The organism is Salmonella sp. SAL04214 (assembly GCF_046550615.1).
Taxonomy (GTDB): domain Bacteria; phylum Pseudomonadota; class Gammaproteobacteria; order Enterobacterales; family Enterobacteriaceae; genus Salmonella; species Salmonella enterica.
In genome coordinates this window covers 468,518-494,620 of record NZ_JBGDXT010000002.1, presented here as the reverse complement: position 1 = coordinate 494,620, position 26,103 = coordinate 468,518, and the positions used below count along the sequence as shown (strand labels likewise).

Here is a 26,103-nt window from a genome sequence, read left to right as displayed (position 1 = left end):
TGTCGTTGATAGTAAATATTTATATATATTTTGAATATATTGTTAGGTAGTTATTGCACCGTTTTTTACGCTTCCCTTTTTGGTGCCGTCACGGGGAGCATGGTGCTGGATATGGAGATAAAATATGATTCAGAAATCAAAAGAAATGGTTCGGCTTCCGGAGATTATTAACGATCTGGCGTTTCATGCGTCGCAGGTACTTATTGAAAGCATGAATATTGATAGCGCGTCAGCCGAAAATGCCGGTCAGGAAATTGCTGACAGAATGATGCGCAACTGGGGCGGGCAAAGCATTTATTTCCCCAAAGGTATCTCTGGTCGGGCTTCGGAACGGGATTATCAGATTTACAGCGAGTGCGATGGGCGTAATTATGCGGAGCTGGCCAAAAAGTACAATTTGACACTGCAGTGGATCTATAAAATCGTTAAGCGGGTCCACACGGAAAAACAGCACCAGCGGCGTATGCTGTAAGCGATATCGGGTATGGCGTATAGCGAGCGAAAAGCGCTATACGCCGGTAGCTGCGACAGGCCGGATAAGGCGCTTGCGTCGCCATCCGGCAGCGTATTGCCTGATAGCGCTCACCCGCTGCCGTGTCAGGGCGATTATTCAAATAAGTTCTGATGTAGCTTTTGCACCACTTTCTCGGCATCGTCTCCCGGCACGAGGAAGCACAGATTGTGGCTGGAGGCGCCGTAACAAATCATGCGAATGTTGAACGGTTCCAGGACGCCAAACACTTCTTTACCAACACCGCAGGCTTTTGACAGGTTGTTGCCAATCAGCGCGACCAGCGCCAGTCCTTCTTCGACTTCGACCCGACACAACGCGGAAAGCTCCATCAATAAGGATTGGGTCAGTAACGTATCGCCCGTGGAGGTGGAGCCGGTAGTATCCAGCGTCAGCGCGACGCTCACCTCCGAAGTGGTAATCAGATCTACCGAAATATTATGCCGCGCCAGAATGCCGAACACCTCTGCCAGGAAACCTCGTGAGTGCAGCATATTCAGGCTGTGCAGCGTCAATAGCGTTTGATTGCGGCGCAGCGCCAGCGCGCGGAACAGCGGCGGGTTTTGGGTTTTATTGCACACCAGCGTACCGCCCGCTTGCGGATCTTTACTGGATCCAACGAAGACCGGGATATCACTACGCACGGCCGGGAGTAAGGTGGCTGGATGCAGTACTTTTGCGCCGAAGGTTGCCATCTCCGCCGCTTCTTCAAAGTCGATTTCATCAATTCGCTGCGCGACGGGCACTACGCGCGGGTCGGTGGTGTAAATACCGGGCACATCTGTCCAGATATCAACTCGCGCGGCATGGAGCGCTTCAGCCAGCAACGCTGCCGTATAGTCGCTGCCGCCGCGGCCTAACGTCGTGGTGCGGCCTTTGCTTTCACTGCCGATAAAGCCCTGAGTAATGACCAACGTTTCGTTCAGGCGCGGGAGCAACTGCTGCGCGGCCAGTTCCGCAAGCGCTGCAACGTCCGGTTCCGCACGGCCAAAGCGATCGCTGGTACGCATCACTTTGCGCACGTCGAACCAGTGGGCCTGTACGTCGCGTTCACGCAGGATCTCAACAAATAGCAGGGTAGACATCAGCTCGCCGTGGCTGACCAGTTCATCGGTCAGGGCTGCCGATGTCGCCAGCGATGCCGCCTCCGCCAGAATAGTGATGTTTTCCAGCAGGCGTTCAATCTCTTCGCGAATGACATTCGGATGACGCAGACGATCAAGGATATCGAACTGGATTTTACGGATGGCGTCGAGCGTAGCGAAACGTTCGCCGGGCTCCATCCCTTCGGCCAGCGCCACCAGCAGATTAGTGATGCCGGCAGACGCGGAAAGCACGACTAAACGAACATTGGCGTCGGAAAGTACGATATCCGCGCTACGGTTCATGGCGTCAAAATCAGCGACGCTGGTACCGCCAAATTTGGAAACAACGATCTCTGTCATATCAACCTCGTGTCAGGAAATGAAAAACGCGACCATGGCACAAGGGCAGAACAGAAACCGGTGCAGGCGCAAATGCAAGTAACGTATTTATAAATAAAAGTTGTGGCCTGGACTGTCAACGTTGGGATTATGCGGATTTTTTATGCTGAGTTTAGGCTCAGTAACAGCGCTTATAACCCCGATACCCGTTTGTAGGAATGTTGGCTTATCTATGCGCCCGGCGACTCACCCACTTGCCGCCTTTCTGCACCTCGAATTATTTAGGGTATATACTTTTTATCCTCATTCGACAGTGCCTGGGGCAACGGCACTAAAACAATCACACTTTTCTGTGACTGGCGTTACAATCGATCCCAGTCACAATTCTCAAATCAGAAGAGTATTGCTAATGAAAAACATCAATCCAACGCAGACTTCTGCCTGGCAGGCGCTCCAGAAACACTACGATGAAATGAAAGACGTTACGATCGCTGAGCTTTTCGCGAACGATAGCGACCGTTTCGCTAAATTTTCCGCGACGTTTGACGATCTGATGCTGGTGGATTTCTCCAAAAACCGCATCACCGAAGAGACGCTGGCAAAATTACAGGATCTGGCGAAAGAGACCGATCTGGCCGGCGCGATTAAATCCATGTTCTCCGGCGAGAAGATCAACCGCACCGAAGACCGCGCCGTGCTGCACGTGGCGCTGCGTAACCGTAGCAATACGCCGATCATCGTGGACGGCAAAGATGTGATGCCGGAAGTGAACGCCGTGCTTGAGAAGATGAAAACTTTCTCGCAAGCGATTATCTCCGGTCAGTGGAAAGGCTACACCGGTAAGGCCATCACCGACGTGGTGAACATCGGTATCGGCGGTTCCGACCTCGGCCCGTTCATGGTGACCGAAGCGCTGCGTCCGTATAAAAACCATCTGAACATGCACTTCGTCTCTAACGTCGATGGCACCCACATCGCTGAAGTGCTGAAGAAAGTGAACCCTGAAACCACACTGTTCCTGGTCGCTTCTAAAACTTTCACCACCCAGGAAACCATGACCAACGCCCACAGCGCGCGCGACTGGTTCCTGAAAAGTGCAGGCGATGAAAAACACGTGGCGAAACACTTTGCTGCGCTCTCCACCAACGCCAAAGCGGTCGGCGAATTTGGTATCGACACGGCCAATATGTTCGAGTTCTGGGACTGGGTCGGCGGTCGTTACTCGCTGTGGTCTGCCATCGGCCTGTCCATTATTCTGTCCGTCGGTTTCGACAACTTTGTCGAGCTGCTTTCCGGCGCGCACGCGATGGACAAGCATTTCTCCACCACTCCGGCGGAGAAAAACCTACCCATTCTGCTGGCGTTGATTGGCATCTGGTACAACAATTTCTTCGGCGCGGAAACCGAAGCCATTCTGCCGTATGACCAGTATATGCACCGTTTCGCCGCCTACTTCCAGCAGGGTAACATGGAATCCAACGGTAAATACGTTGACCGTAACGGCAACGCCGTGGATTACCAGACAGGCCCAATTATCTGGGGCGAACCAGGCACCAACGGTCAGCACGCGTTTTATCAATTGATTCACCAGGGTACTAAAATGGTGCCGTGTGACTTTATCGCCCCGGCTATCACCCATAACCCGCTATCCGATCATCATCAGAAGCTGCTGTCTAACTTCTTCGCGCAGACCGAAGCGCTGGCGTTTGGTAAATCCCGCGAGGTGGTTGAGCAGGAATATCGCGATCAGGGTAAAGATCCGGCGCAGCTTGAACACGTTGTGCCATTCAAAGTGTTTGAAGGCAACCGCCCGACCAACTCTATCCTGCTGCGTGAAATTACGCCGTTCAGCCTGGGCGCGCTGATTGCGCTGTATGAGCATAAAATCTTTACGCAGGGCGTCATCCTGAACATCTTTACTTTCGACCAGTGGGGCGTTGAGTTGGGTAAACAGTTGGCTAACCGTATTCTGCCGGAGCTGGGCGATGATAAAGCTATTTCGTCCCATGATAGCTCTACCAACGGTCTGATTAACCGTTATAAAGCCTGGCGCGCCTGATGGCGCTGCGCTTATCCGGTCTACGTAATGCATAGCGTCTGTAGGCCGGATAAGTCGTTTCGCCGCCATCCGGCAAAAAGAGAATAAGATAATAAAAAGGCCGATATTCACATCGGCTTTTTTTATAAGATAATTCCGCTTGTCCGTCTTTATCCCCACAATTTTATATTGAGCTTAATCCTAAAATAAGCAATAACCAGAAAATCACTCTGCGTTATTTTCAGATTATACGGATGCTGATGTCTTTTAGTTTAATTTTAACTTATTGATTTTATTTGTTTGTTAATTAAATAATGTAGGCGTTACTTCTTTAAAGTTTAATTATCCTAAAACCTCGCTGTTATTTCTCCCGGACATAATCCGCCTGCTTTGGTTGTGTATACTCGGTAGCGCCCGAAATTCTTTTGGGTAAATCTCCATTCATTCAATGAAGGGAAATTATGATGAAAAAAGTACTGTATGGCATTTTTGCCATAACCGCGCTTGCGGCGACATCTGTCTCGGCAGCCCCCGTTCAGGTGGGTGAAGCGGCAGGGTCGGCAGCGACGTCGGTATCGGCGGGAAGCTCCTCCGCTACCAGCGTTAGCACCGTAAGTTCGGCGGTGGGCGTCGCGTTAGCGGCAACCGGCGGCGGCGATGGTTCTAATACCGGAACCACGACCACCACGACCACCAGTACCCAGTAGTATCGGTACGTTTAACCATAACCACACTCCGGTGTGGTTATTTTGCCCCTCTGGAGAAGCGTCGTGAAGCGACTCGCACTTATCCTGATTTGCCTGCTATTACAGGCGTGTTCGGCCACCACTAAAGGCCTGGGCGATTCACTGTGGGACAGTTTGTTCGGTACGCCAGGCGTACAGCTAACGGATGACGATATTCAAAACATGCCGTATGCCAGCCAGTACATGCAGCTTAACGGCGGTCCTCAACTGTTTGTGGTGCTCGCTTTCTCGGAAAACGGGCAGCAGAAATGGGTGACGCAGGATGGCGCGACGATCGTGACGCAGCATGGCCGTCTGGTCAAAACTCTGCTCGGCGGCGACAACCTGATCGATGTGAATAATCTGGCGACCGACCCGCTGGCGAAACCAGGACAGATTATCGATGGCGCGACCTGGACTCGCACCCTGGGCTGGACCGAACATCGCCAGGTGCGTTACGCCACCGCCCGTTCCGTTTTTACATGGCGAGGGACCGATAGCGTTAGCGTCGGCAGTGAAGAGACCGCCGTGCGGGTGCTGGATGAAGAAGTGACGACCGATCAAACGCGCTGGCGTAATCGCTACTGGATTGATAGCGAAGGCCAAATTCGCCAGACGGAACAGTATCTGGGCGCGAATTACTTTCCGGTGAAAACCACGCTGATTAAGGCGGCAAAATCATGATGAAAAGGACGATAAGCGCGCTGGCGCTGGCCTTTATCGCGTCATCCGCCTTTGCCAGCGGCACTGTTACCGTTTTTACCCAAGGTAATAGCGAGCCTAAAACGCTGACAGACGCTGAGCGTCTGCTCGATTTAGTCGGACAGCCGCGCCTGGCAACGAGCTGGTGGCCTGCGGCGGTGATAGGCGAAGAACAGGCGACCGTGACGGCGCGTCAACAGCAACAGGAACTTCTCGGGCGACTGGCGGCGCTCAGCGCTGAGGAAGACGGCGATGCGGCGGCAGCGATAAACACACTGCGCCGACAGATTCAGGCGGTGAAGGTGACGGGCAGACAATTCGTGAATCTTGATCCTGACGTGGTGCGGGTGAGCGAACGAGGTAACCCGCCGCTGCAAGGTCACTACATGCTCTGGGTCGGGCCGCAACCCACGCAGGTGACGCTCTTTGGCTTGATTAGCCAGCCGGGCAGCCAGCCGTTCGTCCCTGGGCGGGACGTCGCCAGTTATCTCAAGGGTCAGCGCTTACTCAGCGGCGCGGATCGTAGCTATGCCTGGGTGGTTTACCCTGATGGACGCAGCCAAAAAGCGCCGGTGGCTTACTGGAATAAACGTCATATCGAGCCGATGCCCGGCAGCATTATTTTTGTCGGTTTTGCCGATTCCCTTTGGCGCGGCACGCCGGAGGCGATAAATGCCGACATTCTTCATACCCTGACGCAGCGGATACCGGAATAATGAAAAAAACACATCTGCTCAGCGTGCTGGCGCTGGGTATTAGCGCGGCCTGCCATGCCGAAACATATCCAGCCCCTGTTGGGCCTTCACAATCTGACTTTGGCGGCGTGGGCCTGCTGCAAACGCCGACAGCGCGTATGGCGCGTGAAGGGGAGATGAGCCTGAACTATCGCGATAACGATCAGTACCGCTACTACTCGGCTTCGGTTCAGCTTTTCCCGTGGCTGGAAACCACGTTGCGCTATACCGATGTCCGTACGAAAAAGTACAGCAGCGTGGAATCATTCTCCGGCGACCAGACTTACAAAGATAAAGCGTTTGATGTGAAACTGCGGTTGTGGGAAGAGAGTTACTGGATGCCGCAGGTGGCGGTTGGCGCGCGCGATATCGGCGGGACGGGGCTGTTTGATGCGGAATATATTGTAGCGAGTAAGGCCTGGGGGCCGTTTGATTTTTCATTAGGTCTCGGCTGGGGCTATCTTGGCACCAGCGGCAATGTGTCTAATCCTTTCTGTTCGTATAGTGATAAATTCTGTTCGCGTGATAACAGCTATAAAGAGGCCGGTTCCGTCGACGGTAGCGATATGTTTCACGGCCCGGCTTCGCTGTTTGGCGGCGTGGAATACCAGACCCCGTGGCAACCGCTACGCCTGAAGCTGGAGTATGAAGGCAATAACTATCAGCAGGATTTTGCGGGGAAACTGGAACAGAAGAGCAAGTTTAACGTCGGCGCCATTTACCGCGTCACCGATTGGGCCGACGTTAACCTCAGCTACGAGCGCGGCAACACCTTTATGTTTGGCGTTACGCTGCGCACCAATTTCAACGATTTACGTCCCGCGTATCATGACAATTCACGCCCGCAATACCGACCACAGCCGCAGGATGCCATCCTGCAACATTCGGTAGTGGCTAATCAATTAACGTTATTGAAATATAATGCCGGTCTGGCGGACCCGAAAATCCAGGTCAAAGGCGATACGCTATACGTTACCGGTGAACAGGTGAAGTACCGCGACTCCCGTGAAGGGATCGTGCGCGCTAACCGGATCGTCATGAACGATCTGCCGGAGGGGATCCGCACGATCCGCGTGACGGAAAACCGCCTTAATCTGCCGCAGGTCACCACTGAAACCGATGTCGCCAGCCTGAAACGCCATCTGGAAGGCGAACCGCTGGGACATGAAACTCCGCTGGCGCAAAAACGCGTGGAGCCGATCGTGCCAGAGAGTACTGAACAGGGTTGGTATATCGACAAGTCGCGCGTTGATTTTCATCTTGATCCCGTGCTGAATCAGTCGGTAGGCGGCCCGGAAAACTTCTATATGTATCAGTTGGGCGTAATGGGAACTGCGGATCTGTGGGTCACGGATCATCTGCTCACCACGGGCAGCGTGTTTGCCAATATCGCCAACAACTACGACAAATTTAACTACACCAATCCGCCGAAGGATTCGCATCTGCCGCGGGTGCGTACGCATGTCCGTGAGTATGTGCAGAATGATGTTTATGTGAATAACCTACAGGCCAACTACTTCCAGTATTTTGGCAATGGTTTCTATGGGCAGGTCTATGGCGGTTATCTGGAGACCATGTTTGGCGGTGCCGGGGCGGAAGTCCTGTATCGCCCGGTAGACAGCAATTGGGCGTTTGGCCTGGATGCCAACTACGTGAAACAGCGTGACTGGCGTAGCGCGCAGGATATGATGAAGTTTACCGATTACAGCGTGAAGACCGGACATTTGACCGCATACTGGACGCCGTCGTTCGCCCAGGATGTGCTGGTGAAAGCCAGCGTTGGTCAGTATCTGGCGGGCGATAAAGGCGGTACGCTGGAGATCGCCAAACGCTTCGATAGCGGCGTCGTTGTCGGTGGTTACGCGACGATTACCGATGCGTCGCCGGATGAATATGGGGAAGGGGATTTTACCAAAGGCGTATATGTTTCCGTGCCGCTGGATCTCTTCTCGTCCGGCCCAACCCGAAGTCGTGCGGCAATTGGCTGGACGCCGCTGACGCGTGACGGTGGTCAACAGCTTGGCCGTAAGTTTGGCCTGTATGATATGACCAGTGACAGGAGCGTAAATTTCCGTTAATACTCAGGCCGGATAAGGCGTTCACGGCGCTATCCGGCAAATTATCTTATTGAACAAAATATAAACATAAATAAAAAATATAGATGCCCGTCACATTTGTGCGTTATACAGAAACCTCGCCGCAGAGAAAGAGGGGGCTGTTATGATGCCATTATCGCGCTCACGTCTTGAGTTTATCGCCACGATTTTACAAAACGTACTAAATTTGGGGCTGCTTACCCTCGGTCTGATCCTGGTCGTTTTTCTCGGTAAAGAGACGGTGCACCTGGCGGATGCCTTATTCGTGCCTGAGCAAGCCAGCAAATATGAACTGGTGGAAGGGCTGGTGATCTACTTTCTTTATTTCGAATTTATTGCGCTGATTGTGAAGTACTTTAAGTCTGGCCTTCACTTTCCGCTGCGCTATTTCGTGTACATTGGGATCACGGCGATTGTGCGTCTGATCATTGTCGATCATAAAACGCCAATGGATGTATTACTCTATTCGGCGGCGATCCTCCTGTTGGTTATCACGTTGTGGTTATGTAATTCGAACCGACTACGGCGAGAATAGGCGTCGCCACACCGTAACGGACGTATGGCGTGGCAATAAATTAGCCGCTGTCTATAACGCATAAAAAAAGCGCTCCGAAGAGCGCCAAAATACGACCATAAGTGGGGATAACATAAGTTGAGGGCAGTGGCATTGCCCGTTGCCGGGCAGGTACTTCGATAAAACTTAACCTTTCACACCCCCAGCCGTCAGGCCGTTGACCAGCCAACGTTGCGCCAACAGGAACACCAGGGTGATAGGAATAGCAGAAAGGACGGCGGCGGCGGCAAAGTCGCCCCACAGGTAGTTTTGCGGGTTGAGATATTGCTGCATACCCACGGCCAGCGTATAGCTGTCCACATCGCGCAGTAACAACGAGGCGACCGGAACTTCGGTAATCGCCGCGATGAACGACAGAATAAACACCACCGCCAGAATCGGTACGGAAAGCGGCAGCAGCACCAGGCGAAATGCCTGCCACGGGGTTGCGCCATCCAGCGCGGCGGCCTCTTCCAGCGAGCTGTCGATAGTTTCGAAGTAGCCTTTAATCGTCCAGACATGCAGCGCGATGCCGCCAAGATAGGCGAAGATCACGCCGCCATGCGTATTCAGACCGATAAATGGAATATATTGTCCCAGACGGTCAAATAACGCATACAGCGCCACCAGAGACAAAACCGCCGGAAACATCTGGAAAATCAGCATCCCTTTAAGCAGTGTTGCTTTACCTGGAAAACGCATTCGTGCGAAAGCGTAGGCGCAGGTGGTGGAGAGCGCCACGATGCCGATGGCGGTAATACCGGCGATTTTCACCGAGTTCCACAGCCACAGCAGGACCGGGAAGGGAGGCGGCGTTACCCGACCATCCGCATGTTCCACGCTGAAACCCAGCGCCAGCCGCCAGTGTTCCCAGGAGATTTTGTCCGGGATCAGGCTTCCGGTGGCGAAGTTCCCTTCACGTAGCGAGATAGCGATGACCATCAGCAGCGGGAACATAATCGCCGCGATGAAAATCAGCAGCCCCAGGTGCGTGATGAAGAGACGCAGTTTCTGAGATTTGGGTTGGACCATAGCCATTGTTATTATCTCCCTTAATCAAACTTCATACGCGTGGCTTTCAGGTTCACTATTGCCAGCGCGCCTACCAGCAGGAAGATCAGCGTGGCAATGGCCGCCGCCAGACCGAAGTCCTGACCGCCGCCGCCTTCAAAGGCGATACGGTAGGTGTAGCTGACGAGCAGATCGGTATAACCGGCAGGCGTGGTGGTGCCGAGACGGTCTGGCCCGCCGTTGGTCAATAACTGAATCAGGACAAAGTTATTAAAGTTAAAGGCGAAGCTGGCGATCATCAGCGGCGTTAGCGGCTTAATCAGCAGCGGTAAGGTGATCTTAAAGAAATTCTGAAACGGACCGGCGCCGTCCATTGCGGAGGCTTCGTACAGGTCGTCCGGAATCGCTTTCAGCAGTCCCATGCACAGGATCATCATGTAGGGATAACCCAGCCAGGTATTCACGATAATCACCATTGCCCGCGCGGTGTTGGGGTCGCTGAACCAGGCAGGTTTAATGCCGAACAGCGCGCTCAGCATCATATTGATTTCACCAAAGCTTTGGTTGAATAACCCTTTGAAAATCAAAATTGAAATAAACGACGGTACGGCGTAGGGCAGAATCAGCAGGACGCGGTAGATAGCTTTACCTTTCAGCGCTTCCCACTGTACGAGGCAGGCCAATACCATCCCAACCGCCACGGTTAACACCACAGTGAGGACCGAAAAGACCACGGTCCAGACGAAGATAGCGAAAAAGGGCTTCTGGATCCCTTCGTCGGTAAAGACGCGCGTAAAGTTTTTCGCGCCGATAGTAACGGTATAACCAGGACTGAGTTTTTCATCACCCCAGCTTCCGTCGGCGTTGATCGACTGATAATAACCGCTATCGTTGTTTGGCCGGTATTTTACGCCGCTCTGGTTATTGGTAAGCAGGCCGTCATCAGCCAGTGTGTACAGCGGACGAGTACCGGAAAACTGACGTAGCGAGCTCATAATCACTTTACTTTCATCCGGCAGGACGGCGGTTATCTGGTTCAGCGCCAGACGGTTCTGGGTGATTATCCGCAGATTGGCGCGTTCGCCGCCCGGCAGGGCATCGGTCTCTTTCAGCTGTAATTTTTGTTCGCCGCCGAAGGAAAATGCGTCAGACAGGTAATGTTTGCCCGTTTCTCCGTCGGTGAGGGCCAGTTGCCACTCGTCGCCGGTCGGGTAAAGACCGAAGTTATAGGTTTTTCCTGCCTGATAAGAACGGTCCATCAGCACTTGCTGGGCGCGTTCAAAGGTGAGCTGGTTGGTGCTGCTGTAGTTAGTAAAGGCGATGGCGATGGTGCACACCAGCGGGAATAGCACAAACAGCCCCATGCCGGCGAGGCCAGGGTAAACGTAGCGCCAGGCATAGGTTTTACGATTTGCGAAAATATACAGGCCAGCAGAGCTTAAAATCAGCGTCATGATGGCGAACAGATACTCCCCTTGTACGTACATTAAAACTACAAGGTAACCCACCAGCAGGCCCAGCAGACCAATTACTGACCATTTAAGCTGGTCGCTTTGCCACCAGTGTTTCTTTTTAATGACATCCATGGGGGATTTCCTCTACAGCGTTGAAACTTCCTGGCCGGAGATGTGCCTGATGGCGCTGCGCTTATCAGGCCTACGGTGTGTTGTAGGCCGGATAAGGCATTTATGCCGCCATCCGGCACAGGCTCGCGGCATTACTTAGTGATACGGCTTTGTGCATCTTTCAGCGCGGCATCCACGGTTTGACGGCCGCTGGCGGCGTTGATCACAGCCGTACGTACCGCATACCAGAAGGCGGACATCTGCGGAATATTCGGCATGATCTCGCCTTTCTGGGCGTTATCCATGGTGGCAGCGATACGGGGGTCTTTCGCTAACTGCTCCTGGAAAGATTTCAGCGCCACGGCGCCCAGCGGTTTATCTTTGTTCACCGCTGCCAGACCCTGATCGGTCAGCAGGTAGTTTTCGAGGAACTCTTTCGCCAGCTCTTTATTCGGGCTGGCAGCGTTAATCCCCGCGCTCAGCACGCCGACGAACGGTTTCGAGGGTTTACCTTTGAAGGTCGGCAGCAGGGTGACACCGTAGTTGACTTTGCTCTTGTCGATGTTCGACCATGCCCACGGACCGTTGATGGTCATTGCCGTTTCGCCTTTATTGAAGGCCGCTTCGGCGATGGAGTAATCGGTATCGGCGCTCATATTTTTGTTCTTGATCATATCGATCAGGAAAGTCAGGCCCGCTTTCGCGCCGGCGTTGTCGACGCCAACGTCTTTCACGTCATACTTGCCGTTTTCAAATTTGAACGCGTAACCGCCGTCAGCAGCGATCAAAGGCCAGGTGAAATACGGCTCTTGCAGGTTGAACATTATCGCCGACTTCCCTTTCGCTTTTAGTTCTTTATCCAGCGCCGGGATCTCTTCCCAGGTTTTCGGCGGGTTCGGGACGAGATCTTTGTTATAAATCAGGGAGAGGGCTTCAACGGCGATGGGGTAGGCGATCAGCTTGCCGTTATAACGTACCGCATCCCAGGTGAACGGATAGAGTTTGTCCTGAAACGCTTTATCCGGAGTAACCTCCGCCAGCAGACCAGACTGCGCGTAGCCGCCAAAACGGTCGTGCGCCCAGAAGATAATGTCAGGACCGTCGCCGGTGGCTGCCACCTGCGGGAATTTCTCTTCCAGCTTATCCGGGTGCTCAACGGTCACTTTAATACCGGTGTCTTGCTCAAATTTTTTACCGACCTCGGCCAGACCGTTATAGCCCTTGTCGCCGTTGATCCAGATAACCAGTTTACCTTCTTCAATTTTGGCGAGAGCCGGGGCGGAAATCATCATCGTCGTAAGTGCGGATAATGCGAGGATGCCTACGCCAGTTTTAATCTTCATATCTCCCATCCTTTTTGGTGATGTACACAGAGGTGGTTTAACGGTCTCTAGTTTCTTTATACGACAACCTCTTTCCATCCTCCCCGCCCCTACGCCCCACCCCGGCTTTATGTGATCTGTGTTGCATAAATGTGAGTAATGCGTGCTGGCGCACACAAAAACACGCCGATTTTTGCGGGCGGCATCACGAAATTCCTTTTCTGTCCGCGCCCGTGGTCTCAGGCGCTGTGTCCTCATCCTCCCGCCTCCTCCCCCATAAAAAAGCCGGGGGGTGGAGGATTTACCCCAGTCAGGGATCGCGCATAGTCAGGCCATCATGAATGTTGCTGTCAATGACAGGTTGTAACGAAGGGAGAAAGGCATGGCGAGCGTACAGCTACGAAATGTAACGAAAGCCTGGGGTGACGTGGTGGTATCGAAAGATATTAACCTCGATATCCATGACGGGGAGTTCGTGGTGTTTGTGGGACCGTCAGGCTGTGGTAAATCGACCTTGCTGCGTATGATCGCCGGGCTTGAAACCATCACCAGTGGCGACCTGTTTATCGGGGAAACCCGTATGAATGATATCCCGCCTGCCGAGCGCGGCGTGGGCATGGTATTCCAGTCTTATGCGCTCTATCCCCATCTCTCCGTTGCAGAAAACATGTCTTTCGGCCTCAAGCTGGCGGGCGCCAAAAAAGAGGTAATGAATCAACGCGTCAACCAGGTGGCGGAAGTGCTGCAACTGGCGCATCTGCTGGAACGTAAGCCAAAAGCGCTTTCCGGCGGGCAGCGTCAGCGCGTAGCGATTGGCCGCACGCTGGTGGCGGAGCCGCGTGTGTTTTTGCTGGATGAACCGCTCTCTAACCTGGACGCCGCGCTACGCGTGCAGATGCGCATTGAAATTTCTCGCCTGCATAAACGTCTGGGCCGCACGATGATTTACGTCACCCACGATCAGGTCGAGGCGATGACGCTGGCCGACAAAATCGTGGTGCTGGACGCCGGTCGCGTCGCGCAGGTCGGTAAGCCGCTGGAGTTGTACCACTATCCGGCGGACCGCTTTGTCGCGGGCTTCATCGGCTCGCCGAAGATGAACTTCCTGCCGGTGAAAGTGACCGCCACCGCAATTGAACAAGTCCAGGTCGAACTGCCGAATCGCCAGCAAATCTGGCTGCCGGTCGAAAGTCGCGGCGTGCAGGTCGGCGCCAATATGTCTTTAGGCATTCGGCCGGAACACCTGCTGCCGAGCGATATCGCCGATGTCACCCTGGAAGGCGAAGTCCAGGTGGTCGAGCAGTTAGGGCACGAAACACAAATTCATATCCAGATCCCCGCCATCCGTCAAAACCTGGTTTATCGCCAGAATGACGTGGTGTTGGTAGAAGAGGGCGCCACATTCGCTATCGGCCTGCCGCCAGAGCGCTGTCATCTGTTCCGCGAGGATGGCAGCGCATGTCGTCGTCTGCATCAAGAGCCGGGTGTTTAAGGCCTCCATAAAAAAACGAAACGCAAAACCATTCGCAGTTTTAGAAGGTGGCAGCGTTTAAAGAAAAGCAATGATCTCAGGAGATAGAATGATGATTACTCTGCGCAAACTCCCACTGGCGGTTGCTGTCGCAGCGGGCGTAATGTCCGCTCAGGCAATGGCTGTCGATTTCCACGGTTACGCCCGTTCCGGTATTGGCTGGACGGGAAGCGGCGGCGAACAACAGTGTTTCCAGGTGACCGGTGCCCAAAGTAAATACCGTCTTGGTAACGAATGTGAAACCTATGCGGAGCTGAAACTGGGCCAGGAAGTGTGGAAAGAGGGCGATAAGAGCTTCTATTTCGACACCAACGTCGCTTATTCGGTTAACCAGCAGAACGACTGGGAATCGACCGATCCCGCCTTCCGCGAAGCGAACGTGCAGGGTAAAAACCTGATTGAATGGCTGCCGGGCTCTACCATCTGGGCCGGTAAGCGCTTCTATCAGCGTCATGACGTACACATGATCGACTTCTACTACTGGGATATTTCAGGTCCTGGCGCAGGTATCGAAAATATCGATCTGGGCTTCGGTAAGCTTTCACTGGCGGCGACCCGCTCTCAGGAGGCGGGCGGTTCTTACACCTTCAGCAGCCAAAATATTTACGATACTTCTAAAGATACCGCGAACGATGTTTTCGATGTCCGTTTAGCAGGCTTGCAGACCAATCCGGATGGCGTGCTGGAACTGGGCGTTGACTATGGTCGGGCGAATAAGAGCGACGGCTACAGCTATGTTGATGGCGCAACTAAAGACGGCTGGATGTTCACCGCGGAACATACCCAAAGCATGTTGAAAGGCTACAACAAGTTTGTCCTTCAGTATGCGACTGACGCGATGACCACGCAGGGTAAAGGCGGGGCGCAGGGTACCTATGGGTATGCCTATGATACAAAAGACGATGACGGTAATGTCATCCACCACGTTGACGACTACGTCAATAACAACGGCAAACTATGGCGTGTGCTGGATCACGGCGCGATTTCGCTGGGCGATCGTTGGGATCTGATGTACGTCGGTATGTTCCAGAAACAAGACCTGGACAATAAACTCGGTACCGATTGGTGGACTGTAGGCGTACGTCCGATGTTCAAATGGACGCCAATCATGAGTACCCTGCTGGAAGTGGGTTATGACAACGTGAAATCTCAGCAGACTGGCGATCATAACAACCAATACAAAATCACCCTGGCGCAACAGTGGCAGGCAGGCGACAGCATCTGGTCGCGCCCGGCTATCCGTGTGTTTGCGACTTATGCGAAGTGGGATGAGAAATGGGGTTATATCAAAGATGGTGATAAAACCTTACGTTATGCCGCCGCAAGCAACAGCGGTTTCAATACCACCAGCCGTGGCGATAGCGATGAGTGGACCTTCGGCGCCCAGATGGAAATCTGGTGGTAATACGATGGTCATCTGACGTAACGAGGGGCGCAAGCCCCTCTGAAATATCAGGTCTGATGATGCTTGTAAGCCGAATAAGGCGCCAGCCGCCATTCGGCGATATGTTTGGGTTGGCGCGCTATTGCCTGGCTACCGCTGAACCCGCCTTATTGAGGTGAGAATAATGAAAATGAAGAAAAGTCTCGTCGCCCTCTGTTTAACCGCAGGGCTGTTCGCCAGCGTGCCGGGTATCAGCCTGGCGGAAGTGAACTATGTACCGCAAAATACCAGCGCCGCGCCCGCTATTCCTGCTGCTGCGCTACAGCAATTAACCTGGACGCCTGTAGATCAGTCAAAAACGCAGTCTACCCAACTGGCGACGGGCGGCCAGCGCCTTGACGTCGCCGGCATTACCGGCCCGGTCGCCGCTTATAGCGTTCCGGCGAATATCGGCGAGCTGACATTAACTCTGACCAGCGAGGTCAATAAGCAAGCCAGCGTTTTTGCGCCAAACGTGTTGATTCTTGACCAAAATATGACGCCTTCGGCGTTCTTCCCCAGCAGTTACTTTACTTATCAGCAGCCGGGCGTCATGAGCGCAGACCGGCTGGAAGGCGTGATGCGCCTGACGCCTGCGTTGGGACAGCAGAAACTCTATGTTCTGGTGTTTACGACCGAAAAAGATCTTCAGCAAACCACTACGCTGCTCGATCCGGCAAAAGCCTATGCCAAAGGCGTCGGTAACTCTATCCCGGATATTCCCGATCCAGTTGCTCGCCATACCACTGATGGCGTGGTGAAACTGAAGGTGAAAACCAACAGCAGCTCCAGCGTATTGGTCGGGCCGTTGTTTGGCTCGTCCGGTACCGGGCCGGTAACGGTAGGCAATACCGCCGCGCCGGTCGCGGCGCCAGCGCCAGTCGCGCCGAAGAAAAGCGAACCGATGTTGAACGATACGGAAAGCTACTTTAATAAAGCGATTAAGGATGCCGTAGCGAAAGGCGACGTCGATAAAGCGCTGAAACTGCTTGATGAGGCCGAACGTCTGGGATCGACATCTGCCCGTTCCACCTTTATCAGCAGTGTAAAAGGCAAGGGGTAATTATTTCCCCACAGTGCTGATTTTGCAGCAACTGGTGCGTCTCCTGGCGCACCTTTTTTTGTCATTTCATGCGAATTGTTATTTTTTTGTTGCGCAACAGATCACTTAATTGTGATTGCGCCCCCCGTAATGTCTTTTCTGAGATACAATGACTTTAGGTTATGAATCGGAGAGTAAGGCATGTCACACCCTGCGTTAACGCGACTGCGTGCGCTGCGCTATTTTGATGCGATTCCTGCGCTTGAACCCCATTTGCTGGACTGGCTGTTGCTGGAAGATTCTATGACTAAACGTTTTGAGCAGCAGGGAAAGCGGGTAAGCGTGACGCTGATTCGGGAAGCGTTTGTCGGCCAAAGTGAGGTCGAGGAAGCATCAGGTTTACTGCCATCCGAATCCCGCTACTGGTTACGTGAGATACTGCTTTGCGCTGACGGCGAGCCCTGGCTTGCCGGACGTACCGTGGTACCGGAATCCACGCTGTGCGGACCTGAACAGGTCTTACAACATCTGGGTAAAATCCCGCTTGGACGTTATCTATTTACATCATCGACACTGACCCGCGATTTTATTGAAATTGGACGCGATGCAACGCTGTGGGGGCGCCGCTCTCGACTGCGGTTGAGCGGAAAACCGCTGTTGCTTACCGAGCTTTTTTTACCTGCATCGCCGCTGTACTGAGAGGAAGATAAAGATGGAGTGGAGTCTGACGCAGAGTAAGCTGCTGGCGTTTCACCGTTTGATGCGTACAGATAAGCCTATTGGCGCGTTGCTGCTGCTCTGGCCGACGCTTTGGGCGCTATGGGTGGCGACGCCGGGTATGCCTCAGCTGTGGATTTTGGCAGTTTTTGTCGCTGGCGTGTGGTTAATGCGCGCGGCGGGCTGCGTGGTGAATGATTATGCCGATCGTAAATTTGACGGACATGTAAAACGTACGGTCAACCGACCTTTACCCAGCGGCGCCGTGACAGAGAAAGAAGCGCGCAACCTGTTTGTGGTGCTGGTGCTGCTGGCGTTTCTGTTGGTGCTGACGCTGAACGCCATGACGATTCTGCTTTCCGTGGCGGCGCTGGCGTTGGCCTGGGTTTATCCCTTTATGAAACGCTACACTCACCTGCCGCAGGTCGTGCTGGGGGCCGCTTTCGGCTGGTCAATCCCCATGGCGTTCGCCGCGGTGAGCGAATCCCTGCCGTTGAGCTGCTGGCTGATGTTCCTCGCCAATATTCTCTGGGCGGTGGCTTACGATACGCAATATGCGATGGTCGACAGAGATGATGATATCAAGATAGGCATTAAATCGACGGCGATCCTGTTTGGTCGTTATGACACATTAATTATCGGGATTCTGCAGCTTGGCGTCATGGCGTTAATGGCGCTGATCGGTTGGTTGAATGGTCTGGGATGGGGATATTACTGGGCTGTGCTGGTGGCGGGCGCGCTGTTTGTCTACCAGCAAAAACTGATTGCGAACCGTGAGCGTGAAGCCTGCTTTAAAGCCTTTATGAACAATAACTACGTTGGCCTGGTGCTATTTTTAGGGCTGGCGATGAGTTACTGGCACTTCTGATGTCATGCCGGGCGAACCCGGCCTACAAAGCCAAAATTTTCAATACGTCATATCAGTCGCCCGATGAGCTTACGCCATCGGGCATTTCAGGCACTGGCTTACTCGCCCTGCGTCGCGCTTTCAATCGTCAGACGGACATCAGAGGTAATCAGATCGGCAAGCATCTGATATATCTTCATCGTTTCTGCCGGTTCGGCATCGCCCGTATCACTGATATAACCCTCATCCCGTAGCGTCAACACGAGTGAACTGAACACCGCTTTGTCGAAAAACTCCGGCGCGTTAATACCGTGCAGGACAGACAGACGTTGCGCCACGGTACGGCTTTCTTTCTCCAGCGTACTGCGGTTGATGGACGGATTGGCGCTCAACAGCCAGAACGTAATGGCATAACGCTGTAGCGTTTCACGCGCGCCTGCCGCCAGCAGTTGCAGCGTACGGGAATGCGTCGGGTTGATATGCAGTTCATCATCCTGCAGGGTAATTAGCCCCTGACGCTGCATTTCACTGGCCAGCGCGTCAATGACCGAGGCTAACTCCTCGCGCTCCCAGCGCAGGAACAGCTCCGCTTTTAACATCGGATAGAGCGCTTCAACATGCTGCTGCAACGCATCACGCGAAATGCGACGATGCTGGGTGATAATCGCCGCCATCAGCGAAGGCATAATCAACATATGCGCGATATTGTTACGATAATAGGTCATCAACACCGCCTGCTCGCGCGGCAGGATGATGATATCGCCAATGGTGTCTTTCTCGACCTCAAACTTATTCATCTGCAGCGCGTGAGCGATGAGCTCGCCAGCGCTGGCGGCAGGAACGGTTGAGTCTGTGGAATAAGGAACATTGCGCATCAGATCGAGATAGCAATCAAGCTGCTCGGTGAGCTGCTCGCGGGTGAGCGAGCGCTGACGCGACGCTAACAGCGCGGTACAACACAGGTTCATCGCGTTTGCCGCGCCAGCGTTGTTAATACGCACCATCAGATCGGCGGCGATACTATTTACCGTCGGCGTCAGCCAGGCTGGGCGTATGGCCTCTATAGGGTCGATAGATTCGCGCCACTCCGGCACATGCTGGTTCAGGTACGTCATGAGCGGCATCGGTTCGCCAAAGTTAACGTAGCCCTGACCCAGATTGCGCAGCTTGCTCAAGCCTTTCAGCATCTGCGGCAGACTCTCTTTCTCTTTTGTCGCGCCGCGCAGCTCTTTCGCATAGGTGCCCACTTCCATGACGTGCTCATAGCCGATGTAAATAGGCACTAACGTAATTGGACGGGTACCGCCGCGCAGCATCGCCTGGATAGTCATCGACAGGGTGCCGGTTTTCGGGTCTAACAAACGTCCGGTACGCGAACGTCCTCCTTCGACAAAATACTCAACCGAGTAACCGCGGCTGAACAGCTCGCCCAGGTATTCGCGAAAGACAGTGGAATAGAGTTTATTCCCCTTAAAGGTGCGACGAATAAAGAACGCGCCCAGACGACGGAAAATCGGGCCAGCGGGCCAGAAATTAAGGTTAATACCGGCGGCAATGTGCGGCGGAACCAGTCCCTGATGGTACAGCACATAAGAAAGGAGCAAATAGTCCATATGGCTGCGGTGACAGGGTACATAGACGATTTCATGCCCGTCGTGCGCCAGTTGGCGTACGCGCTCGGCGTTATGCACGTTAATCCCCTGGTACAGTCGGTTCCAGGTAAACCCCAAAATCCTGTCGGTCAAACGAATCATCTCGTAAGAGAAGTTCGCCGCGATCTCTTCCATCAGCGCAATGGCGTTTTGCTGCGCTTTTTCATGAGAGATTTTTTTACTGCGCGCTTCGTCTTCTACCGCGCGGGCGATCGCTTTCGAGGCCAGCAGTTTGTTAAACAGATCCTGACGGGCGGGCAGGCGTGGGCCAACCGCCGCCAGGCGCTGGCGGGCAAAGTGCATACGCGCCACGCGAGCCAGCTTCTGCGCGATGATTTTATCGGTGCCGTGTTCATCAGCCATGCGACGCAATGAGACGGACGGCGAGAATCGGACAAAGCTATCGCGACCCAGCCAGGAGATGGCAAAGAATTTCTGTACGCCGTTCAGCATACGTAAAGGCGGGTTATCTTCTCCCTTTTCACGACCCGGCGCGCGGCCAAACATCACGGAAACGGGCACCATCTGCACGTCCAAAGCCGGATTACTCCGATGCAGATCGAGATAATCGTGAAAAAGTTTCACCGACTCTTCTTTTGGCGTGTAATAGGTAAAGACACGCGGTCCGCCGTGAATAAATACATAGCGTGGCAGCAGCGCGCCGTCGATCTCCAGCGGCTCCAGCGGATCCGGGAGATCGTGCGCCAGACATTGCGCCCGCAGCGTCAGTAAGTCCGCTTTTGAGTTGTATGGCAAGACATACATAATGGGGCGAGAAGTATCGAGCCCCAATTCCTGGGCGGGTTCCGCCGGAATAGACTTGCTTTTTACCAGTATGCTTAATGGTAAATTCAGTAATTTGTAGTAAATTCGTGGCCAGCCGGACATAAACGATGTAAAGCCTCTGGTTAATAATGCAAATGCGGTGCAAGGATATCAGAAAGTTTAGCGAATTTCTGTTGTATCCCGTCATACTTCGCGCTGCGTTACGGCAGTCCGAATCGTGCAGGGCAACCGTATAATGTCATTGACGTTAATAATGTAAAAAGGTTCTTTTGATGGCCAATAATACCACTGGATTCACCAGAATTATCAAAGCGGCAGGATATTCCTGGAAAGGATTTCGCGCCGCATGGACTCACGAAGCGGCGTTTCGCCAGGAAAGCCTCGCGGTATTGCTGGGCGTCATCATCGCCTGCTGGCTGGATGTGGATGCGATTACCCGTGTATTATTGATAGGTTCCGTTTTACTTATCATGATTGTTGAAATCCTCAACAGCGCTATTGAAGCGGTCGTGGACCGCATCGGTTCTGAATACCATGAGCTTTCCGGCCGTGCGAAAGATATGGGATCGGCTGCGGTGCTACTGTCTATTTTCGTTGCCCTGATGACCTGGGGCATCCTGTTATGGTCACATTTTCGATAAAGGTTCCAAATTTTATAAATCTCTTGTTTTTTGCGCCGTTTGTGGTTCCAAAATCACCTTTAACTGTATATACTCACAGCATGACTGTATATACACCCAGGGGGCGGAATGAAAGCGTTAACGGCCAGGCAACAAGAGGTGTTTGATCTCATCCGGGATCACATCAGCCAGACAGGTATGCCACCGACGCGTGCGGAAATCGCGCAGCGTTTGGGGTTCCGTTCCCCAAACGCGGCGGAAGAACATCTTAAAGCGCTGGCGCGCAAAGGGGTGCTTGAAATCGTTTCCGGTGCATCGCGAGGTATCCGTCTGTTACAGGAAGAAGAGGACGGATTACCGCTTGTCGGGCGTGTCGCGGCGGGTGAACCGCTTCTGGCGCAGCAGCATATTGAAGGCCATTACCAGGTCGATCCTTCACTGTTCAAACCCAGCGCCGATTTCCTGCTGCGCGTGAGCGGTATGTCGATGAAAGACATCGGTATTATGGATGGGGATTTGCTGGCGGTACATAAAACGCAGGACGTCCGTAATGGCCAGGTGGTTGTCGCTCGCATTGACGATGAAGTGACAGTAAAACGCCTGAAAAAGCAGGGCAATAAAGTGGAGCTGCTGCCGGAAAACAGCGAGTTTACACCGATAGTGGTGGATCTGCGCGAACAAAGCTTTACGATTGAAGGGCTGGCGGTAGGCGTCATTCGCAACGGGGAATGGTTGTAATCTCTTTTTAATCTCCTTGTAAGCCGTCATCCGGCAATCGTGCAGCCTGATGGCGCTGCGCTTATCAGGCCTACGGGAATGCAGTTCCTGAGATGATTAATTTGTAGGCCGGATAAGGCGTTACGTCGCCATCCGGCAATGCGCTCGTTTCGTTTAACTCCTTGTCAGGCTTTTCTCCATGCCGCTTTTTACCTCCTCTGATAAAGCTCTCTGGCGTCTCGCGCTGCCGATGATTTTTTCTAACATCACCGTCCCCTTACTGGGGCTGGTCGATACGGCGGTGATTGGTCATCTGGACAGCCCGGTTTTCCTGGGCGGCGTGGCGGTGGGCGCGACTGCCACCAGCTTTCTTTTCATGCTGCTGCTATTTCTACGTATGAGCACCACCGGCCTAACGGCGCAGGCATTTGGCGCCAAAAATCCGCAGGCGTTAGCCCGGGCGCTCATTCAACCGTTATTGCTGGCGCTGGGCGCTGGCGTGATGATTGTGCTATTTCGCACGCCGCTTATCGAGCTGGCTTTACATATTGTCGGCGGGAACGACGCTGTCCTGGTGCAGGCGAGACGCTTCCTTGAAATTCGTTGGCTAAGCGCTCCCGCGTCACTGGCGAATCTGGTGCTGCTCGGTTGGCTGTTAGGCGTTCAGTATGCGCGGGCGCCGGTTATCTTGTTGGTCGTGGGCAATATCCTCAACATCGCGCTCGACCTGTGGCTGGTGATGGGGCTTCATATGAACGTGCAGGGCGCCGCCCTGGCGACGGTCATCGCAGAATATGCCACGTTACTGATCGGCCTCATGATGGTACGTAAAGTTCTCCATCTCCGCGGTGTGTCGCTGGATATGCTAAAACAGGCCTGGCGCGGCAACGTGCGCCGCCTTTTGGCGCTCAATCGCGATATCATGCTGCGCTCATTGCTCCTTCAGCTTTGTTTTGGCGCAATCACGGTGTCAGGCGCGCGGCTGGGCAGCGATATTATCGCGGTAAATGCAGTCCTGATGACCTTACTCACCTTTACGGCCTATGCGCTGGACGGTTTTGCTTATGCGGTGGAGGCGCACTCCGGTCAGGCTTACGGCGCGCGTGACGGTAGCAAGCTACTGGACGTCTGGCGAGCAGCGTGTCGTCAGTCAGGGATTGTGGCCTTATTGTTTTCCACAGTCTATGCCCTGGCAGGCGAACATATTGTCGCGTTACTGACCTCATTGCCGCAAATACAGCTACTGGCGGATCGGTATCTTATCTGGCAGGTGGTATTACCGCTGGTGGGCGTATGGTGCTATCTGCTCGACGGTATGTTTATTGGCGCGACGCGCGCCGCCGAAATGCGCAATAGCATGGCAGTCGCCGCGGGAGGATTCGCGCTGACGCTCTTCGCCCTGCCGGTATTAGGAAATCATGGTTTATGGCTGGCATTAACCGTGTTCCTGGCGCTTCGCGGTCTGTCGTTGAGCCTTATCTGGCGTCGTCACTGGCGCGAGGGTACATGGTTTGCCAGATCGTGACGGTTAAAAATTCTGAATATAAAACCGAAGGCCGAATTCCTGCCTACAATTATTATCACGTCCAGCAGAAATTGCAGAGCATTTGGGCGAATAACACCTGCTATTCCTAACCGAATGATGAGGACAAGATGATGAATAAAGACGAAGCCGGCGGTAACTGGAAACAGTTTAAAGGTAAAATGAAAGAACAATGGGGTAAACTGACCGATGACGATATGACCGTTATCGAAGGTAAACGCGACCAACTGGTAGGTAAAATCCAGGAGCGTTACGGTTACCAGAAAGATCAGGCGGAAAAAGAGGTTGTTGACTGGGAAACCCGTAACAACTATCGCTGGTAATATGTTTTCCCCTACCAGGAGTACATGGATGTGCTTCCCACTGTTTGCTTATGAATGCGGGCGTGCCCCTCTCTACTGCCGCCCGTTTTCCGTTCAGGCTAACGCGGTTTTTTCTTCATCAGCACCGAGTGATCGTGACCACAGTCGCCCGGATGGCGACACGCTTCCACTTCTACGCACGCAGGGCACAGACCGTGCGCCTCAATAACGTTATGTCGTAGCGCAAATCCCATTTTAGCCGCCAGCGTATGCATGATGTCTTCCACGCCCTCGGCACACTCTTCCTTCACCACGCCGCAACGATCGCAGATAAACATGGCCGAGCTGTGCGTCGGCTGATCGAACAGGTGGCAAACCACATAACTATTGGTGGATTCCACTTTATGGACAAAACCCTGTTCGAGCAAAAAATCCAGCGCGCGGTAAATGGTGGGCGGTTTGGCCTGTGGTTCCGTTTCGCGCAGCAAATCGAGCAAATCGTATGCGCTGATGGCACCCTGTTGCAGACTCATCAGGCGCAGCACTTCGAGGCGCTGAGGCGTCAGGCGCACGTTGCGCTGCGCGCAGAGTTTTTCAGCTTGCGCCAGTAACTCTTGCGTTGTGGTCTTTTCCATGTAGCACCTCGAATGGCATGAAAGTCTAATCCGTTACTTTACCACGAGCTGCTTAAAACTCTGAAATTACCCCGCGACAATATATCGCCTGCTAAGCTTTTCCGCGCCAGTATTCTCATCTATACCTAATGAGGGTCGATATTATAACAACAGGATTTAACATCACTATTTCACAGCAATAGTTCGCCTCTGTCCGGTAAAGCGTGGCGGAGGGATTACTTCACCTGATAATAAGATGGGCTAACTGTGAACAAAAACGTCAAACTTTCACTGATTGCTATCGCGGTCTCGCTTTTTATGGCAAAGCAGGCGAGCGCCGCCAATACCTGGACGGAAGCGCGTAATGACGCAATGGGCGGGACGGGCGTTGCGTCCGCGAATTATGGCAGCGGAGTACTATTAAATCCGGCGTTACTGGCAAAAGCCAAACCGGAAGACAATATCACTGTTGTCCTTCCTGCGGTCGGCGTCCAGATTACGGATAAAGACAATCTCCAGGATGAAATTGACGATATCAGCGATAAAGTGGATTACTACGATGAGGTCGTCGATAACCTTACGCTGGGGCAAATTCTGCTCAATCCGCGAGGCGTGCTGAATCAATTTCAGGGCGCCGCGCGCGACCTGGCCGATGAGCTGGAATATCTCAACGGAAAAACCGCCCGCGCCAATGCCGGCGCCGGGTTGGCGGTAAGTATTCCAGGGCAAACGCTTTCCGTGGCGTTTATCGCCAAAGGTTATGCGCATGGGCGCGTGAGTTCGTCCATTGATCAGAACGATATTCAGTATCTGCGCGATATCCAGCATGATGAACGTGTCGCGCTTCGTGAAGCAGGACGCGCTGCTTTGCTGGGGTCTGACGAAATTACAAAGCATTTAAACTCTACCGCGTCGGGGCGGGTAGCGATTGTATCTGACTACGGTATTGCGCTGGCGAAGCAGTTTGTGGTGGGCGAGGTGCCTGTTTCCATTGGCGTTACGCCAAAACTGCAAAAAACCTGGCTCTATAACTACACCACCTCAATTTATAACTACGACAGTAGCGACTGGAATAGCAGCCGTTATCGCAATGACGATACGGGTTTTAACATTGATGCGGGGCTTGCTGCCGATATCGGTGAAAACTGGACGTTGGGGCTGAGCGGGCAAAATCTGGTATCTCGCGATATCGATACGAAAGATATTTACATCACTAATGGTATGACGGGAGAAACCACCAACTACAAAGATACATACCAAATCCGCCCCCTGGTTACCGCGGGCATCGCATGGCATAACGATTTGCTGACCGTAAGTGCCGATGGCGATCTGACGGAAACGAAAGGCTTTAAGAGCGAAGACAATTCACAGTACGTGGGTGTCGGCGCTGAAGTTCGACCGTTGTCATGGCTGGCGGTGCGCGCAGGGTATCGTGCGGATGTGAAAAATAACGATAGCAATGTGGTTACCGGCGGTCTTGGCTTTGCGCCCTTTAACCGTGTGCATCTCGATTTAATGGGACTGTACGGCGAAGATGAAACCTGGGGGGCTGGCGCGCAGCTTACGATGACATTCTGAGGTGCTTTCACCGGAGGCGCTACGCCTCCGGTTTAGCGTTATGCTATAGT

At 53.4% G+C, this 26,103-nt stretch carries 24 protein-coding genes and 1 pseudogene; 19 read left to right on the top strand and 6 right to left on the bottom strand.

Features of this window, described 5'->3' with window-relative positions; translation table 11 throughout:
* Positions 1-124: 124 nt before the first annotated feature.
* The gene (locus tag ACLJQD_RS05500; protein WP_001651225.1) at positions 125-472 is read left to right on the top strand and encodes a Mor transcription activator family protein; all 348 of its coding nucleotides are present in this window, start codon (positions 125-127) and stop codon (positions 470-472) included.
* 134 nt (positions 473-606) lie between these two features.
* Here ACLJQD_RS05500 and lysC read toward each other — a convergent pair whose 3' ends face one another.
* Positions 607-1,956: a lysine-sensitive aspartokinase 3 gene (gene lysC, locus ACLJQD_RS05495; protein WP_000136392.1), complete on the bottom strand. Its 1,350-nt coding sequence runs from the start codon at positions 1,954-1,956 to the stop codon at positions 607-609.
* A 388-nt stretch (positions 1,957-2,344) separates the two neighbouring features.
* Between lysC and pgi the strand changes: the two genes are divergently transcribed.
* The 6 genes from pgi to psiE all read left to right on the top strand — a co-directional run bounded on the left by pgi (position 2,345) and on the right by psiE (position 8,765).
* Positions 2,345-3,994: a glucose-6-phosphate isomerase gene (pgi, locus tag ACLJQD_RS05490; protein WP_000790025.1), complete on the top strand. Its 1,650-nt coding sequence runs from the start codon at positions 2,345-2,347 to the stop codon at positions 3,992-3,994.
* Between the two features lie 443 nt (positions 3,995-4,437).
* Positions 4,438-4,680 carry an exopolysaccharide production protein YjbE gene (yjbE, locus tag ACLJQD_RS05485; RefSeq protein ID WP_001541297.1) on the top strand — a complete coding sequence of 81 codons (243 nt, stop codon included), beginning with the start codon at positions 4,438-4,440 and terminating at the stop codon, positions 4,678-4,680.
* A 63-nt stretch (positions 4,681-4,743) separates the two neighbouring features.
* Positions 4,744-5,382 (top strand): YjbF family lipoprotein, encoded by a 639-nt coding sequence (locus tag ACLJQD_RS05480; RefSeq protein WP_000824801.1) that lies wholly within the window; start codon positions 4,744-4,746, stop codon positions 5,380-5,382.
* Positions 5,379-6,116: a capsule biosynthesis GfcC family protein gene (locus ACLJQD_RS05475; RefSeq protein WP_017441256.1), complete on the top strand. Its 738-nt coding sequence runs from the start codon at positions 5,379-5,381 to the stop codon at positions 6,114-6,116. The genes ACLJQD_RS05480 and ACLJQD_RS05475 overlap by 4 nt, the downstream gene beginning before the upstream one ends.
* Complete coding sequence (locus tag ACLJQD_RS05470; RefSeq protein ID WP_000750805.1) at positions 6,116-8,212, top strand: YjbH domain-containing protein; 2,097 nt, start codon at positions 6,116-6,118, stop codon at positions 8,210-8,212. The genes ACLJQD_RS05475 and ACLJQD_RS05470 overlap by 1 nt, the downstream gene beginning before the upstream one ends.
* Before the next feature lie 142 nt (positions 8,213-8,354).
* Positions 8,355-8,765, top strand: coding sequence for a phosphate-starvation-inducible protein PsiE (gene psiE / locus ACLJQD_RS05465; RefSeq protein WP_000982752.1), 411 nt, complete (start codon positions 8,355-8,357; stop codon positions 8,763-8,765).
* A gap of 165 nt (positions 8,766-8,930) precedes the next feature.
* On the opposite strand, the gene malG is transcribed toward psiE, so the two are convergent.
* Positions 8,931-9,821 (bottom strand): maltose ABC transporter permease MalG, encoded by an 891-nt coding sequence (gene malG, locus ACLJQD_RS05460; protein WP_001252081.1) that lies wholly within the window; start codon positions 9,819-9,821, stop codon positions 8,931-8,933.
* Between the two features lie 14 nt (positions 9,822-9,835).
* On the bottom strand, positions 9,836-11,380 hold the full coding sequence (gene malF / locus ACLJQD_RS05455; RefSeq protein ID WP_000382573.1) for a maltose ABC transporter permease MalF: 1,545 nt from the start codon (positions 11,378-11,380) through the stop codon (positions 9,836-9,838).
* Between the two features lie 42 nt (positions 11,381-11,422).
* Between malF and ACLJQD_RS05450 the strand changes: the two are divergent.
* Positions 11,423-11,563, top strand: a pseudogene (locus ACLJQD_RS05450) (hypothetical protein); the annotation flags it as partial.
* Here ACLJQD_RS05450 and malE read toward each other — a convergent pair.
* On the bottom strand, positions 11,512-12,702 hold the full coding sequence (malE, locus tag ACLJQD_RS05445; RefSeq protein ID WP_001651229.1) for a maltose/maltodextrin ABC transporter substrate-binding protein MalE: 1,191 nt from the start codon (positions 12,700-12,702) through the stop codon (positions 11,512-11,514). The pseudogene ACLJQD_RS05450 and the gene malE sit on opposite strands and share 52 nt — an antisense overlap.
* Before the next feature lie 361 nt (positions 12,703-13,063).
* Between malE and malK the strand changes: the two genes are divergently transcribed.
* The 5 genes from malK to ubiA all read left to right on the top strand — a co-directional run bounded on the left by malK (position 13,064) and on the right by ubiA (position 18,262).
* On the top strand, positions 13,064-14,173 hold the full coding sequence (gene malK / locus ACLJQD_RS05440; protein ID WP_000179176.1) for a maltose/maltodextrin ABC transporter ATP-binding protein MalK: 1,110 nt from the start codon (positions 13,064-13,066) through the stop codon (positions 14,171-14,173).
* Between the two features lie 88 nt (positions 14,174-14,261).
* Complete coding sequence (locus tag ACLJQD_RS05435) at positions 14,262-15,617, top strand: maltoporin (protein WP_001594897.1); 1,356 nt, start codon at positions 14,262-14,264, stop codon at positions 15,615-15,617.
* Between the two features lie 163 nt (positions 15,618-15,780).
* Positions 15,781-16,698 (top strand): maltose operon protein MalM, encoded by a 918-nt coding sequence (gene malM / locus ACLJQD_RS05430; protein ID WP_000782497.1) that lies wholly within the window; start codon positions 15,781-15,783, stop codon positions 16,696-16,698.
* A gap of 180 nt (positions 16,699-16,878) precedes the next feature.
* Positions 16,879-17,376 (top strand): chorismate lyase, encoded by a 498-nt coding sequence (ubiC, locus tag ACLJQD_RS05425; RefSeq protein WP_017441255.1) that lies wholly within the window; start codon positions 16,879-16,881, stop codon positions 17,374-17,376.
* A gap of 13 nt (positions 17,377-17,389) precedes the next feature.
* Positions 17,390-18,262, top strand: a complete 873-nt coding sequence (gene ubiA / locus ACLJQD_RS05420; RefSeq protein WP_000455249.1) for a 4-hydroxybenzoate octaprenyltransferase — start codon at positions 17,390-17,392, stop codon at positions 18,260-18,262.
* 98 nt (positions 18,263-18,360) lie between these two features.
* Here the strand turns inward: ubiA and plsB are convergent, their stop codons facing one another.
* A complete protein-coding gene (gene plsB / locus ACLJQD_RS05415; RefSeq protein WP_000017360.1) occupies positions 18,361-20,781 on the bottom strand; it encodes a glycerol-3-phosphate 1-O-acyltransferase PlsB in 2,421 nt (806 codons plus the stop codon).
* A 170-nt stretch (positions 20,782-20,951) separates the two neighbouring features.
* On the opposite strand from plsB, the gene ACLJQD_RS05410 reads away from it, so the two are divergent.
* From ACLJQD_RS05410 to ACLJQD_RS05390, 5 genes are all read left to right on the top strand, one after another.
* Complete coding sequence (locus ACLJQD_RS05410; protein WP_000002902.1) at positions 20,952-21,320, top strand: diacylglycerol kinase; 369 nt, start codon at positions 20,952-20,954, stop codon at positions 21,318-21,320.
* Positions 21,321-21,428: 108 nt separating this feature from the next.
* Positions 21,429-22,037, top strand: coding sequence for a transcriptional repressor LexA (lexA, locus tag ACLJQD_RS05405; protein ID WP_000646079.1), 609 nt, complete (start codon positions 21,429-21,431; stop codon positions 22,035-22,037).
* A 178-nt stretch (positions 22,038-22,215) separates the two neighbouring features.
* Positions 22,216-23,541, top strand: coding sequence for an MATE family efflux transporter DinF (dinF, locus tag ACLJQD_RS05400; RefSeq protein WP_001128113.1), 1,326 nt, complete (start codon positions 22,216-22,218; stop codon positions 23,539-23,541).
* Entirely contained in the window at positions 23,538-23,651 is a 114-nt protein-coding gene (locus ACLJQD_RS05395) for a hypothetical protein (protein ID WP_010989093.1), read from the top strand. Before dinF ends, ACLJQD_RS05395 begins: the two co-directional genes overlap by 4 nt.
* A gap of 21 nt (positions 23,652-23,672) precedes the next feature.
* Complete coding sequence (locus ACLJQD_RS05390) at positions 23,673-23,882, top strand: CsbD family protein (RefSeq protein ID WP_001030592.1); 210 nt, start codon at positions 23,673-23,675, stop codon at positions 23,880-23,882.
* 98 nt (positions 23,883-23,980) lie between these two features.
* On the opposite strand, the gene zur is transcribed toward ACLJQD_RS05390, so the two are convergent.
* Positions 23,981-24,496, bottom strand: a complete 516-nt coding sequence (gene zur / locus ACLJQD_RS05385; protein ID WP_017441254.1) for a zinc uptake transcriptional repressor Zur — start codon at positions 24,494-24,496, stop codon at positions 23,981-23,983.
* Positions 24,497-24,742: 246 nt separating this feature from the next.
* Here zur and ACLJQD_RS05380 point away from each other — a divergent pair, with 246 nt between their 5' ends.
* Entirely contained in the window at positions 24,743-26,053 is a 1,311-nt protein-coding gene (locus ACLJQD_RS05380; RefSeq protein WP_001039335.1) for a conjugal transfer protein TraF, read from the top strand.
* Positions 26,054-26,103: the final 50 nt, after the last annotated feature.

What these genes read in the sequence shown, in the direction of transcription:
- psiE (WP_000982752.1), top strand. Translation starts at nt 8,355, where the DNA reads ATGATGCCATTATCGCGCTCACGTCTTGAGTTTATCGCCACGATTTTA.
- malM (WP_000782497.1), top strand. Translation starts at nt 15,781, where the DNA reads ATGAAAATGAAGAAAAGTCTCGTCGCCCTCTGTTTAACCGCAGGGCTG.
- ACLJQD_RS05470 (WP_000750805.1), top strand. Translation starts at nt 6,116, where the DNA reads ATGAAAAAAACACATCTGCTCAGCGTGCTGGCGCTGGGTATTAGCGCG.
- lexA (WP_000646079.1), top strand. Translation starts at nt 21,429, where the DNA reads ATGAAAGCGTTAACGGCCAGGCAACAAGAGGTGTTTGATCTCATCCGG.
- ACLJQD_RS05410 (WP_000002902.1), top strand. Translation starts at nt 20,952, where the DNA reads ATGGCCAATAATACCACTGGATTCACCAGAATTATCAAAGCGGCAGGA.
- yjbE (WP_001541297.1), top strand. Translation starts at nt 4,438, where the DNA reads ATGAAAAAAGTACTGTATGGCATTTTTGCCATAACCGCGCTTGCGGCG.
- malG (WP_001252081.1), bottom strand. Translation starts at nt 9,821, where the DNA reads ATGGCTATGGTCCAACCCAAATCTCAGAAACTGCGTCTCTTCATCACG.
- ACLJQD_RS05475 (WP_017441256.1), top strand. Translation starts at nt 5,379, where the DNA reads ATGATGAAAAGGACGATAAGCGCGCTGGCGCTGGCCTTTATCGCGTCA.
- ACLJQD_RS05390 (WP_001030592.1), top strand. Translation starts at nt 23,673, where the DNA reads ATGAATAAAGACGAAGCCGGCGGTAACTGGAAACAGTTTAAAGGTAAA.
- lysC (WP_000136392.1), bottom strand. Translation starts at nt 1,956, where the DNA reads ATGACAGAGATCGTTGTTTCCAAATTTGGCGGTACCAGCGTCGCTGAT.
- malF (WP_000382573.1), bottom strand. Translation starts at nt 11,380, where the DNA reads ATGGATGTCATTAAAAAGAAACACTGGTGGCAAAGCGACCAGCTTAAA.
- plsB (WP_000017360.1), bottom strand. Translation starts at nt 20,781, where the DNA reads ATGTCCGGCTGGCCACGAATTTACTACAAATTACTGAATTTACCATTA.
- ACLJQD_RS05500 (WP_001651225.1), top strand. Translation starts at nt 125, where the DNA reads ATGATTCAGAAATCAAAAGAAATGGTTCGGCTTCCGGAGATTATTAAC.
- zur (WP_017441254.1), bottom strand. Translation starts at nt 24,496, where the DNA reads ATGGAAAAGACCACAACGCAAGAGTTACTGGCGCAAGCTGAAAAACTC.
- ubiA (WP_000455249.1), top strand. Translation starts at nt 17,390, where the DNA reads ATGGAGTGGAGTCTGACGCAGAGTAAGCTGCTGGCGTTTCACCGTTTG.
- ubiC (WP_017441255.1), top strand. Translation starts at nt 16,879, where the DNA reads ATGTCACACCCTGCGTTAACGCGACTGCGTGCGCTGCGCTATTTTGAT.
- dinF (WP_001128113.1), top strand. Translation starts at nt 22,216, where the DNA reads ATGCCGCTTTTTACCTCCTCTGATAAAGCTCTCTGGCGTCTCGCGCTG.
- ACLJQD_RS05435 (WP_001594897.1), top strand. Translation starts at nt 14,262, where the DNA reads ATGATGATTACTCTGCGCAAACTCCCACTGGCGGTTGCTGTCGCAGCG.
- malK (WP_000179176.1), top strand. Translation starts at nt 13,064, where the DNA reads ATGGCGAGCGTACAGCTACGAAATGTAACGAAAGCCTGGGGTGACGTG.
- malE (WP_001651229.1), bottom strand. Translation starts at nt 12,702, where the DNA reads ATGAAGATTAAAACTGGCGTAGGCATCCTCGCATTATCCGCACTTACG.
- pgi (WP_000790025.1), top strand. Translation starts at nt 2,345, where the DNA reads ATGAAAAACATCAATCCAACGCAGACTTCTGCCTGGCAGGCGCTCCAG.